Raw genomic sequence first — 13,050 nt, 5'->3', positions numbered from 1 at the left:
GCGGTAAATTAGTCAATTTTCGGACTTTGTGCAACTGCTACATAATACCGAAAAGTTTTTCGGTTTAACCGCACTTTACTATTTTATTTTTCTGAAAATTAGCATAGCATAGGCGGCGATTCTCATTCATAAATAAAAGGAGTAATTATGAAATTACGCGCCGTTACATTCGGTATCGCAACATTATTGCTTAGTAGCGCAAGTTTTGCCGGTATGGTTTCTACGTCCTCAAATATGGACTTTTTAGCCATTGATGGGCAAAAAGCAAGCAAATCGCTTCTCAAACAAACTCATTCGTTTAATATCAATGACACCGATACTCACCAAGTCGTTGTGCGCGTGGGAGAAATCATTAGCAGCGGCTCTAACCAATCTCTCTTTGAATCCAGCCCAATTATCATCACCTTCCAAGGTAGTGCGGACGATGTGATCATTTCTGCCCCGACCATTCGTTCTAAAGCAGAGGGTGAAAAATTCAATACCTCGCCGTCAATTACTCTCAAAACCCCATCCGGCCAAGAAATTCCGGCCAAAATCGATATTTTAAAACAAGAAGGGTTATTTCCTTCAGCGAATATCGTAAGCGATTTGGCAACTTATAATGCCTCCGGCGCAACTGCATCGGTAGCTGCTTTTGCTACTGCCAATATGCCGTCCGCACCAATGATGGCGATGACACCAAGTAACGGTAAAGCCGCCAAAGATAAAGTGGTCGTGCAAGGTGAAAACGTAGCGGAACAACAACTACAATATTGGTTCCAACAAGCGGACAAAGAAACCCAAGCGCGTTTCTTAAACTGGGCAAAATCCCACAAATAAGCTTATCAGCACCATCAACGTCTTTTAGATTTCGAATCGCACTTTATCGAACAAAAAGCAGAACAAAAAAGTGAGCCTTGTCGCTCACTTTTTCTATTTCATTAAGGACTCAAAATGAATCACAGGTTAAACGCAAAAGTCATTGCCGCTATTCCCGTTTTTATTGCGGTGAACATCGCCGCTTTCGGCATTTGGTGGTTTGATATTTCCAATCAGTCTATGCCTTTAGTGTTAGGTATTATTGCCGGTGGTTTGGTGGATTTGGATAATCGTTTAACCGGTCGATTAAAAAATATTTTTTATACACTCATCGCTTTCACGCTATCTGCCGTCATCGTGCAACTTAATATCGGCCATGCTCTGTCTTACTTGATTTTAATGACATTGGGCACTTTCCTGTTTACGATGATTGGTGCTATCGGCGAACGTTACAAAACCATTGCCTTCGGCACCTTGGTTATTGCCGTTTACACCACACTGACTTACTCGCCCAATGCGGTGCTAAATTGGTATGTCAATCCGCTGATGATCATTATCGGTACGCTGCTTTACAGCTTGGTTACACTTATCGTATATCTGATTTTCCCCAATCGCCCGGTGCAAGAAAGCGTGGCAAAGGCCTTTTACGCCTTGGGCGAATATTTGGATGCGAAATCGGAATTTTTTGATCCTGACGAAACCGATGAAATTGAAAAAAAACATTTCAACTTTGCGATGAAAAACACCAACGTAGTTAGCGCTTTTAACCTTGCGCGCACGACATTGTTTTACCGTATTCGTGGACAGCATCGCCATCCTCGCACGCGACGTATGATTCGCTATTATTTCACCGCACAAGACATTCATGAACGCGCCAATTCAAGCCATTTTGATTACAAACAAATCGCCGAACAATTAAAAAATACCGATCTGATTTTCCGCATTCAACGCCTACTTGAACTGCAAGCCCAAGCGTGCCGTGAAATTGCAGCCGCACTGCGTGAAAATCGATCTTATCAACATAATCAACGGGTCGAAAAAGCGATGCTCGGCACCATGCAGTCTTTTGAACTTTACAGCCGGCATTGTGCGCAAAGCGAGCAATTATTAGTTATTCAAACGCTGCTGGATAATCTGCAAAGCATTAACTGGCAACTTCGTCAGTTGGAACAAGAAGGCGGCGAAAATGACCCAATCGCGCAAATCCACACCGAACAAATCATCGGTTTTAAAAATATCATCTCGGTCATCTTGAGCAATTTTACTCTTGAGTCGCCGCTCTTTCGTCATGCAGTTCGACTTTCGATTGTAGTGTTTATTTGCTGCGCGATTGTCGAATTTTTCCAATTCAATCTTGGTTACTGGATTTTGCTTACCGCGGTTTTCGTCTGCCAACCGAACTACTCAGCAACTAAAAACCGCTTACGCCAACGTATTATCGGCACAATTTTAGGCGTATTGGTCGGCTCATCCTTACCTTATTTAAATCCAACATTGGAAATGCAACTGGGTTTAATGGTGCTCACCTGCACGCTGTTTTTCTTCTTCCGTAGTAATAATTACAGCTTTTCCACATTCTTTATTACCTTGCAAGTGTTAATCAGTTTCGACGTCATGGGCTTCGGCGCTGCCACCGCGCTCTTGCCGCGCCTGCTCGACACCTTAGTCGGCACCGCAATATCTTGGTTTGCCGTGTCTTATCTATGGCCTGATTGGAAATATTTGCAACTGGACAAAGTCAGCCGACAAGCTATTCGTAGCGATGCGCAATATTTGCTGCATATCATCGCTCAATTACAATTCGGTAAAAGCGACGATTTGAAATATCGTATCGCCCGCCGTAATGCGCATCAATACGCGGCGGCATTAAGCACAACTTTGTCCAATATGAATAATGAACCACAAAAATATCAAGCTTATTTACAAGAAGGTTTTGACTTATTAAAAATCAATTATTCGTTATTGAGTTACATCTCCGCACTCGGTTCTTACCGTTATCGAATGACGAAACTCCAACAAACCGCGCAGTTTCTCGCCGGTTTCTATCCTACCGCAAAAAAAATTATCTATGCGCTAGAAAATATCGAAAAACTCTCGCCCGAAGTCTTCGCTAAATTGCGAGAAAATATTGAATTAAGCTTAAAAGAAATTCAATGGAATGAAAGCCAAATTAAAGAAAAATCCGCTTTTGCGATTCCGTTTCAGCAACTGAATCTAATCGCGCAATTATTGCCGCCTATTTACGAATATTTTCAAAAATATCAAGAAAAATAATCGCAATTAAGTTTGCTTTTCGCAATAAGCTATTCGATCTATTCCAATACTCGGCAAAATTCTGCAACCGTGTGGAACGAACCAAATACTAAAACAATATCATTTGAAGACGCGTTGGTTAACGCGGCTTTTATGCCATCGATAACGGAATTTTCGGCGACAGCCTTAACCGTCGGGGAAACGCTGACGAGTTTACTTAACAAATCAGCACCGCATTGACCGCGATAACCGTCTAGGGTAACGCAGTGCCATTCATCGATTAACGACATAAGCTGCTTAAATACGCCACTTGCGTCTTTATCTTTCAACATCCCGCATACGGCGATGAGTTTGCCCGAAGTTCGAGCTTTCAATGCGCTGAGTTTTTCCGCTAAATAGGTGGCGGCATGGGGATTGTGTCCCACATCAATAATGACCGTCGGCAATGTCTTTATATCTTTAGCGACAAAAGAGGCGAGTTTTTCCCGCTTATTCGCTTTAATCATTTGGAAGCGTCCAACAAGTTCCACTTCTTGCAAAGATTGACGAACGGTTTGTTCGCCAATATCAAAAGGCAGCTGCTCAAGCACCGCCAATGCGGTGCCCGCATTCATCAACGGAATTTGACAAAATGGAAGATTTTCCAAGCGTTTTTTGCTGCTTTGCCATTGCCAACTTTCGTTATTTTGTCGGAACGACCAATCCACATCTCTGCGGGAAACCTTGCAATGCAAACGTGCTGCTTGTGCAAGCATACTGTTTGGTACATTCGGTTCGCCAATCACTAGCGGACAATTTTCACGGAAAATTCCGGCTTTTTCAAAAGCAATAGCGTCGCGCGTGTCGCCGAGAAAATCCGTATGATCAATATCAATACTGGTGATCACCGCAAGATTACTATCCACAATATTCGTCGCATCTAAACGGCCGCCCAATCCCACCTCGAGAATCACCACATCTAAATTTGCCTGTTTAAATAAATGCAACGCAGAAAGCGTACTAAACTCAAAATAAGTGAGCGATTCAGTTCTATTTTGTTCAATAAAGGCAAAAGACGCCGTATGCACTTCATCGGGCAAATCCTGATTTTGAATACGCACGCGTTCGTTGTAACGCAACAAATGCGGTGATGAATAGACGCCTACGCGTAAGCCATGATTAAGCAAGATTGTTTCTAACAAACGGCAAGTAGTGCCTTTTCCGTTGGTTCCTCCCACCGTGATGACATAAGGCGCCGGTGTTAAAAGATCGAGTTTTGCCGCGACTTTTTTAATTCGTTCCAAGCCGAGATCAATGGCTTTAAAATGACTGTTTTCCAAATAAGAAAGCCACTCAGCGAGTGGCGAAGTGGCTTTTAAATTCATATTATGCTTCATGTTGAATAAATTCGGACTCAGCAAAAGGTGAAGGTTGATTGGTTAATTTGCTTAATACGCTTGCCAAAGTACGACGCATATCGCCACGTTTTACGATCATATCGATCGCGCCTTTTTCTAATAAGAATTCGCTACGTTGGAAGCCTTCCGGTAATTTTTCGCGAACAGTTTGTTCAATCACGCGCGGACCGGCAAAACCGATTAAGGCTTTTGGTTCGGCGATATTCAAATCACCTAACATGGCGAAACTGGCGGAAACACCGCCCAATGTAGGATCGGTTAATACGGAAATAAACGGCACACCTTTTTCGCGCATCCGTGCGAGCACCGCACTGGTTTTCGCCATTTGCATCAATGAGAAAAGCGCTTCTTGCATACGCGCACCGCCGCTGGCCGAAAAACAAACGAACGGGCAATTTAATTCCATTGCTTTTTCCGCCGCTTTCACAAATTTCGCACCGACTACGGAACCCATTGAACCGCCCATAAAGGCAAAATTAGAGGCCGCAACTACGACTGGCATATTATAAAGGGTGCCGGTCATCGTAATTAGTGCGTCTTTTTCGCCGGTTTCTTTTTGTGCGGTGCTAATGCGATCTTTATATTTTTTTAAATCTTTAAATTTTAAAATATCTTTCGGCTCTAAATCGGCAGCGATTTCGTGGCTTGAGCCTTCGTCCAACAAATGTAAAAGACGTTCGCGCGCATCGATTCGCATATGATGACCGCACTTCGGACACACATAAAGATTACGTTTTAATTCTTCGCTATAAAGCACTTGTTCGCATGCAGTGCATTTTGTCCAAACCCCTTCCGGTACGTTCGCTTTACGTGTTGAAGAAGACGGGTTTTTACTAAAAATTCGGTCAATCCAGCTCATTTTTTTACCTGTTTATCCACTAAAAAATTCTGCGTATTAAATCACAATTCGACTCGGCTTGCTAGTCAGACAAGATTATCCGGTAAGAAAAGCGGCCCTAATTTATGTGAGGGAATTTCAAACTTTTCGGGATAAATCACATCCACTAAATAAAGCCCGTCCGGTTTTGCCGTCGGTGCCGCCAATTTGCGATCACGTTGTTCAAGCAACCATTTTATCCATTCAATCGGCTGGTTGCCTGCGCCTACTTCAATCAAACTACCGACGATATTGCGCACCATATGATGCACGAAAGCATTGGCTTGAATATCCACAATAATATAAGCGTCTCGGCGTATCACATTTAAATGATGCACATTGCGCCAAGGGGTATTAGATTGGCATTGCGCCGCACGGAAAGAGGAAAAATCGTGCTCACCCAATAAAAATCGACCGGCCTGTTGCATTTTGTCGGCATCTAAATCCAAGTGGCAATGAGTGATGCCCGCCGACAAAATCGCTGAACGTAATTTGTTGCAATATAAAATATAACGATAACGGCGCGCTGTAGCAGAAAAACGGGCGTGAAATTCATCGCTCACCGCCTTTGCCCAAGTTACCGCAATGTCATCGGGCAAATTCGCATTAGTGCCGAATGCCCAAGCTTTATCCGAGCGCACCGCATTAGTTTTAAAATGCACCACCTGTCCTGTTCCGTGTACACCGGAATCAGTCCTGCCCGCGCAAAAAACATCAACTTTTTCATCCGCCACAAAGGAAAGCGCCTTTTCCAATTCTTCTTGTACACTGCGCACTTTTTCTTGTCGTTGCCAACCGAAATAATGTTGGCCGTTATATTCAATGCCTAACGCGATTTTCATTTTCCACCTCTTTTTCCATAAAAAAACACCAAAGAATGATCTTTGGTGTTTCTTATTAACGCAAAAAATTAAGCGCGTTTAAAATCAATATGAACCAATTTTGGTTTGAACGGGTGGCGTTGCATCGCTTGAACTTTCACAGCCACTTCTTTACCTTCGATCACTAAAGTGATGATGTCAGAATAGAAAGCATCCTGAGCTTGTGCATTGTTTAATTCATCGTGATTTAAGATGATTGAAACCGGTGCTTCGCTGCCGCCGTAAACGATTGCAGGAATTTGACCGTTATGACGCAGGCGGCGGCTCGCACCCTTACCTTGCGCTGTACGAACTTCAGCGTTAAATTTAAATGCCATTTTAATGTTCTCTTCTAAGTAAGATTAAAAATTAAAAAATTGCAGGCGACCCAGCAATTTTCCTAAACAGACTCAAAGACCAACTTTGAGGGCGTGGATTATAAAGGATAGACTTTATTAAAGCAAACTTTTTCTAGGCAATCCCCCTTAAAACGATTAGAATAATCCGCAATTTTTGGCAATAAATTTCACTAAAAATAGCGGGAAAAAATGGAATTTCTGATTAGTTTTTTTACTGATTACGGCTACTGGGCCGTACTTTTCGTTTTGATTATCTGCGGCTTCGGCGTACCGATTCCGGAAGACATCACGCTCGTATCAGGTGGCGTAATCGCCGGGCTTTATCCTGAAAGCGTCAATTCCCATTTAATGTTATTGGTCAGTATGATCGGCGTACTTGTCGGCGATTCTTGCATGTACTGGCTCGGCCGTATTTACGGTACACGCATTTTGCGTTTCCGCCCGATGAGAAAAATTGTCACCTTAAAACGCTTAAAAATGGTGCGCGATAAATTCGCTCAATATGGCAACCGCGTGTTATTCGTGGCGCGTTTCTTGCCGGGTCTGCGCGCCCCGATTTATATGGTTTCCGGCATTACGCGTCGGGTAAGTTATAGCCGTTTCGTATTAATTGATTTCTGTGCCGCCATTATCTCGGTGCCGATTTGGGTTTACCTCGGCGAATTCGGTGCAAAAAATCTGCACTGGTTGCATGAACAAATCCAGAAAGGCCAAATGGTGATTTATGTGCTTATCGGCCTATTGGGCTTATTTTTGGTTTGGAAATGGAAAAAATCGAAAAAACAACAAGGCTAGTTTTTTAGCACATAAAAACACGCTAGATTTCGGTATTAAATAGCAAATGCACGGAACCCTCCCGGTGAAGTATAAGCTTGAATCACAAAACAGCACCGCATTGAAAGTCACTTCAATGCGGTGCTGTTTTGTGAGGTCATTTTAGCTTTGTGTAATAGCGGCATAGTTTCGGTAGATTTTTAAAAAACCACCGTATTTTTTACCTAAATTAAGTACGATTAGCCAAATAACGCTCCACCGTATCCACAATTGCTTGAGTTTGTGAATCGATTTCGATATTTACCCGGTCGCCTAGCTTACGTTGTCCCATTAACGTACGTTGCAAGGTTTCAGGGATTAAATTAACGCAAAATTGATTACCGCGTACTTCACCGACAGTCAAGCTAATACCGTCCACCGCAACAAAACCTTTGGTTAAAATATATTTCATCACCTCGGTATTCGGCAATTCAAACCAGATTTGACGATTATTTTCGGAAGCAATAATGTTGGAAATGGTCGCCGTGCAATACACGTGGCCGGATAAAATATGACCACCGATTTCCGTTCCCATTTGCATCGCACGCTCAATATTGACCCAATCCCCCACCTTTAATGCGCCGAGATTGGTAATCCGCAAGGTTTCTTGCATTAAATCAAAACTGACCAAATCATCGTTGATTTCGGTAACCGTTAAACAAACACCGTTATTCGCAACAGACGCGCCGATTGCTAATCCTTTGCGCATTTCGGGTGGTAATTTTACCACTTGTGTTCTAAAATCTGCCTTCTCCGTAATGGAATGGATCGGTGCCACGCCTTGTACAATTCCGCTAAACATAGATTTTCCTCAATAAAAAATTTTTGCACAGTATATCAAAATTTATGAATTTTCGTCTTTTCTCCCAACTGTCGTCTTATCACGCCGATATTAAAAGACTCATCAAAATTGCACTGCCGATTTTATTGGCGCAAATTGCGCAAAACTCCATGGGCTTGGTGGATACCATCATGGCGGGGCGTGTGAGCGCTACCGATATGGCGGCGATTTCCGTCGGCGCCTCCATTTGGCTGCCTCTCGTATTATTCGGCCACGGCTTATTGCTCGCACTACCGCCAACGGTATCTTATTTAAACGGATCCGGCCAACAGCACCGCATTGCACACCAAATTCGGCAAGGCATTTGGATTGCTTTGGCGAGCTGTATTCCGCTCGGCATACTGATTTATTACAGCGATTTCGCCCTACGCTTTATGCAAATGGAACCGCATATGGCGCATATTGCACAAGATTATTTGCACGCTATGCTTTGGGGCTTACCGGCTTATTTATTACTGATGAACTTCCGCTGCTTAAACGACGGCATTGCAAAAACCAAACCGGCCATGGTGATTACCTTTCTCGGTTTAATGCTGAACATTCCGCTTAACTATATTTTTATTTACGGCAAACTGGGGCTTCCGGCCTTCGGTGCGGTAGGTTGCGGCATTGCTACAGCGATCGTGAACTGGTCAATGTGCTTGATGATGATCGGTTACTCTTACTTTAATCGACAAGAACGCAAATTGCAGGTGTTCAGCAAAATTATTGAAAAACCGAACGCAGCAACCTTAAAAAAATTACTTCAGTTGGGTTTACCGATTGCCATCGCGCTTTGTTGTGAAGTGGCGCTATTCGCCATTACCGCCCTATTGCTTTCGCCGTTGGGCGCGAACATTGTGGCAAGCCATCAAATTGCGCTGAATACTAGCTCATTTATTTTTATGTTCCCTATGTCCATCGGCATGGCGACGACGATTTTAGTCGGTCAAGCACTCGGTGCGGGCGCGCCTGAAAAAGCGAAAAAGCTGTCTTATGCCGCATTGCTGCTAGGCCTAACGCTCACCGTTGTCACTGCGTTCATCACCATTTTCTATCGTTACCAAATTGCCGCGATTTTTGTAACAGACGAAATCGTAATCGGCATGGCCGCAACCTTGCTTTTTCTTGCCGCGATTTACCAGTTCTCCGACACCGTTCAAGTGGTCGTTGGCGGCGTGTTACGCGGTTATAAAGACACCAAAGTCATTCTCTACATCACGCTGTTTTCCTATTGGGTGATCGGGATTCCGTTAGGTTACGTCCTCGCCCGCACGAATTTACTGATGCCAAGCATCGGCGCTCAAGGGTTTTGGCTCGCCTTTGTCGTCTCGCTCACCTTTGCCGCTTTGCTGCTGTTTTACCGAATGCGCAAAACTCAAAGTTTAAGCGATGATGTGCTAATGGCGCGATTGGAAAAATTGAAATAATCGACAGGTTATTTTCACGTAGAAGCCATACCGACCGGACTAAAACAACCCCGTTTAATTCAGTACCGTTTTGAAAATTCAATGCGGTGCTATTTTGAAAATTCAATGCGGTGCTATTTTGAAAGTTCAATGCGGTGCTATTTTGAAAGTTCAATGCGGTGCTGTTTTTAATACCTGCCTAACGCTTGATTTAAGCGCTTCTACCCCAAATTTTTTATTGTTCTCGTCCTTATAAATAAGGATAATAACGGCCTCACAAAAAAGGCAGATTGCAATGACAGATTATATTTTATTAATTATCGGTACCGCATTGATTAACAATTTCGTGTTGGTGAAATTTTTAGGGCTTTGCCCCTTCATGGGCGTATCGAAAAAAATCGAAACCGCCGTCGGCATGGGCTTAGCAACAACCTTTGTGTTAACCGTAGCATCCCTTTGCTCCTATTTAGTCGATCATTATATTTTGCTGCCTTTAAACGCCACATTTTTACGCACCCTCGTGTTTATTTTAGTGATCGCCGTAGTGGTGCAATTCACCGAAATGGTGATTAACAAAACCAGCCCGACGCTTTACCGTTTGCTCGGCATTTTCTTGCCTTTAATCACTACCAACTGCGCGGTATTGGGCGTAGCCTTGTTAAACGTTAATTCGGCACACAATTTAACGGAATCGGTAATTTACGGTTTCGGCGCGTCCCTTGGCTTTGCTCTCGTTTTGGTTCTGTTTGCCGCGTTGCGCGAACGCTTGGTTGCCGCCGACGTGCCGCTTACATTTCGTGGTTCCTCCATTGCCTTAATCACGGCGGGCTTAATGTCCCTCGCCTTTATGGGCTTCGCGGGCTTGGTCAAAGCATGATTTATCTTTTAATGTCGATTACTCTGTTAATTTTATTTGTCGGGTTCTATCAAAAGTTTTCAGGAAAAAATAAGCAATAATGACCGCTCTTTTTATCGTCATCACCCTACTCGCCTTGATTTTTGGGGCAATCTTAGGGTTTGCTTCACTAAAATTGAAAGTGAAAGCCGATCCGCTTGCCGAAAAAATTGATGCCGTATTACCGCAAAGCCAGTGCGGTCAGTGCGGTTATCCCGGCTGTAAACCTTATGCTGAAGCTATTGTTAATGGCGATATCATCACAAAATGTGTTCCGGGCGGACGACCAACGGTGGTGAAAATTGCCGAAATTATGGGCGTTGACGTGCCGCCGATGGACGGCATCGAAGAGCCGCCTGAAATGGTGGCATTTATCGATGAAAATATGTGTATCGGCTGCACCAAATGTATTCAAGCCTGTCCGGTAGACGCCATTATCGGCAGCAACAAAATGATGCACACCATTATTCCGGATCTTTGCACCGGCTGTGAACTCTGTGTCGCGCCTTGCCCGACGGATTGTATTTCGATGATCCCAGTAAAAAAAGAAATTGACAGTTGGGATTGGAAATTCGATGCAAAATTAGTCATTCCTGTGGTGAACGTTACCGAAACCGAGAAAAAATTAGTGGTGGGGAAATAAAATGACGGACGTATTATCTCGTTTTAATTCCGGCAAATTGTGGGACTTCAAAGGCGGCATTCACCCGCCCGATATGAAATCTCAATCTGCTCATCAACCGCTACAAACGCTGCCACTTGGCACGGATTTTTATATTCCGCTCAAACAACACGCGGGCAGCGCAGGGAATTTGTTAGTCAAAGTCGGCGATTATGTTTATAAAGGACAGCCCTTAACCCAAGGCGACGGCTTACGTATGTTGCCGGTGCACGCACCGACTTCCGGTGTGATTAAAGCCATTGCGCCTTATGCCGCTGCTCATCCGTCCGGCTTGGAAGAACCAACCGTGCATTTACAAGCGGACGGTCTGGATCAATGGATTGCGCGACAACCGATTGAAGATTTTCTCTCGCTGTCGCCACAACAATTAATCGAAAAAATTTACCTCGCCGGTGTGGCGGGTTTGGGCGGTGCGGTATTCCCTACAGCGGCCAAAATTCATTCCGCCGGGCAACAAACCAAATTGTTGATTATTAATGGCGCCGAGTGCGAACCTTACATCACTTGCGACGATCGCCTAATGCAGGAACGCGCGGCTGAAATTATCGAAGGCAGTCGTATTCTTCGTTATATTTTACGTCCGGAAAAAGTCGTGATTGCCATCGAAGATAACAAGCCAGAAGCCATTAACGCTATCCATAATGCACTGCGCGGCGCCAACGACATTGATGTACGCATAATCCCGACCAAATATCCGTCCGGTGCGGCAAAACAACTCATTTATCTGCTTACCGGTATGGAAGTCCCGAGCGGCGCGCGTTCGTCAAGCATCGGTGTGCTGATGCACAATGTTGGCACCGCATTCGCCATAAAAAGAGCAATTATTGATGATGAACCGCTAATTGAACGCGTAGTCACGCTAACCGGCAACAAAATTCAACAAAAAGGCAATTATTGGATACGCCTTGGCACGCCGATTTTTCATGCACTCACCCACGTTGGTTATCAATTCGACGAAGGTTTTCCGGTGTTTGCCGGCGGCCCGATGATGGGCTTGGAATTACCGAATCTGACTGCGCCGGTGACAAAAATTGTAAACTGCCTGCTCGCACCCGATCATCTCGAATATGCCGAACCGGCGCCGGAGCAAGCCTGTATTCGCTGTTCCAGCTGCTCTGATGCCTGTCCGGTCAATCTTATGCCACAGCAACTGTATTGGTTCGCGCGCAGCGAAGATCACCAAAAATCGGAAGAATATGCATTAAAAGATTGTATCGAATGCGGCGTATGCGCTTATGTTTGCCCAAGCCACATTCCGTTAATTCAATATTTCCGCCAAGAAAAGGCGAAAATTTGGCAAATTAAAGAAAAACAAAAAAAAGCCGAGGAAGCGAAAATTCGCTTTGAAGCTAAACAAGCCCGTATGGAACGTGAAGAACAAGAACGCAAAGCACGCTCGCAACGGGCAGCCGAAGCGCGTCGTGAAGAATTGGCGAAAAGCCGAGGTGAAGATCCGGTGAAAGCCGCACTCGAACGCTTAAAAGCGAGAAAGTCCAGTGAATTAAATGAAACGGTTCAGGCAAAAACTATCACTTCTGCCAAAGGCGAACTATTACCGGATAACACCGATTTAATGGCGCAACGTCAAGCCCGCCGGCTTGCCCGTCAACAAGCACAAAGTCAAAAAGAACAAAACCAAGTGGCAGAAGCCTCCAATGCGGTGCTAAATTCAACCTTCAATAACGCCGAAGCCGCCGTTGAAAAAACGCCTGCAGTTGAGGAAAAACCGACGACGCTTGACCCGAAAAAAGCAGCTGTTGCTGCCGCAATTGCTCGCGCAAAAGCCAAAAAAGCAGCGCAAAGCCCAATAGTTCAAGCTGAACAAAACCAAGCGGCAGAAGCCTCCAATGCGGTGCTAAATTCAACCTTCAATAACGCCGAAGCTGC

Annotated in this window: 12 protein-coding genes; 7 read left to right on the top strand and 5 right to left on the bottom strand. The window is 44.4% G+C overall.

What is annotated here, in order from left to right:
• The first annotated feature begins 147 nt into the window (after window positions 1–147).
• Together ACO59Y_RS06250 and yccS are read left to right on the top strand one after the other, a co-directional pair.
• A complete protein-coding gene (locus ACO59Y_RS06250) occupies window positions 148–819 on the top strand; it encodes a curli polymerization inhibitor CsgI-related protein (protein WP_486131611.1) in 672 nt (223 codons plus the stop codon).
• Window positions 820–933: 114 nt separating this feature from the next.
• On the top strand, window positions 934–3,072 hold the full coding sequence (yccS, locus tag ACO59Y_RS06245; protein WP_486131609.1) for a YccS family putative transporter: 2,139 nt from the start codon (window positions 934–936) through the stop codon (window positions 3,070–3,072).
• Window positions 3,073–3,110: 38 nt separating this feature from the next.
• On the opposite strand, the gene folC is transcribed toward yccS, so the two are convergent.
• From folC to rplY, 4 genes are all read right to left on the bottom strand, one after another.
• The gene (gene folC, locus ACO59Y_RS06240; RefSeq protein ID WP_486131607.1) at window positions 3,111–4,415 is read right to left on the bottom strand and encodes a bifunctional tetrahydrofolate synthase/dihydrofolate synthase; all 1,305 of its coding nucleotides are present in this window, start codon (window positions 4,413–4,415) and stop codon (window positions 3,111–3,113) included.
• Between the two features lies 1 nt (window position 4,416).
• Window positions 4,417–5,307, bottom strand: a complete 891-nt coding sequence (gene accD / locus ACO59Y_RS06235; RefSeq protein ID WP_486131605.1) for an acetyl-CoA carboxylase, carboxyltransferase subunit beta — start codon at window positions 5,305–5,307, stop codon at window positions 4,417–4,419.
• A 65-nt stretch (window positions 5,308–5,372) separates the two neighbouring features.
• Window positions 5,373–6,167: a tRNA pseudouridine(38-40) synthase TruA gene (gene truA, locus ACO59Y_RS06230; protein ID WP_486131603.1), complete on the bottom strand. Its 795-nt coding sequence runs from the start codon at window positions 6,165–6,167 to the stop codon at window positions 5,373–5,375.
• A 68-nt stretch (window positions 6,168–6,235) separates the two neighbouring features.
• Window positions 6,236–6,523, bottom strand: coding sequence for a 50S ribosomal protein L25 (gene rplY, locus ACO59Y_RS06225; protein WP_486131601.1), 288 nt, complete (start codon window positions 6,521–6,523; stop codon window positions 6,236–6,238).
• Window positions 6,524–6,733: 210 nt separating this feature from the next.
• Between rplY and ACO59Y_RS06220 the strand changes: the two genes are divergently transcribed.
• Window positions 6,734–7,339, top strand: a complete 606-nt coding sequence (locus tag ACO59Y_RS06220) for a DedA family protein (RefSeq protein ID WP_486131599.1) — start codon at window positions 6,734–6,736, stop codon at window positions 7,337–7,339.
• A gap of 208 nt (window positions 7,340–7,547) precedes the next feature.
• On the opposite strand, the gene ACO59Y_RS06215 is transcribed toward ACO59Y_RS06220, so the two are convergent.
• A complete protein-coding gene (locus ACO59Y_RS06215; protein WP_486131597.1) occupies window positions 7,548–8,159 on the bottom strand; it encodes a riboflavin synthase subunit alpha in 612 nt (203 codons plus the stop codon).
• A 44-nt stretch (window positions 8,160–8,203) separates the two neighbouring features.
• On the opposite strand from ACO59Y_RS06215, the gene ACO59Y_RS06210 reads away from it, so the two are divergent.
• The 4 genes from ACO59Y_RS06210 to rsxC form a co-directional block, all read left to right on the top strand.
• Window positions 8,204–9,607, top strand: coding sequence for an MATE family efflux transporter (locus tag ACO59Y_RS06210; protein WP_486131595.1), 1,404 nt, complete (start codon window positions 8,204–8,206; stop codon window positions 9,605–9,607).
• A 274-nt stretch (window positions 9,608–9,881) separates the two neighbouring features.
• Entirely contained in the window at window positions 9,882–10,463 is a 582-nt protein-coding gene (gene rsxA / locus ACO59Y_RS06205; protein ID WP_373602793.1) for an electron transport complex subunit RsxA, read from the top strand.
• Window positions 10,464–10,542: 79 nt separating this feature from the next.
• Window positions 10,543–11,124: an electron transport complex subunit RsxB gene (rsxB, locus tag ACO59Y_RS06200; RefSeq protein ID WP_486131593.1), complete on the top strand. Its 582-nt coding sequence runs from the start codon at window positions 10,543–10,545 to the stop codon at window positions 11,122–11,124.
• A 1-nt stretch (window position 11,125) separates the two neighbouring features.
• Window positions 11,126–13,050 (top strand): electron transport complex subunit RsxC (gene rsxC / locus ACO59Y_RS06195; protein ID WP_486131591.1); only part of this gene is annotated, 1,925 nt, incomplete at its 3' end.

Source organism: Rodentibacter sp. (assembly GCF_057314195.1).
Note: the sequence above shows the minus strand (reverse complement) of the source record. Positions and strands in the feature narration are given on the sequence as shown.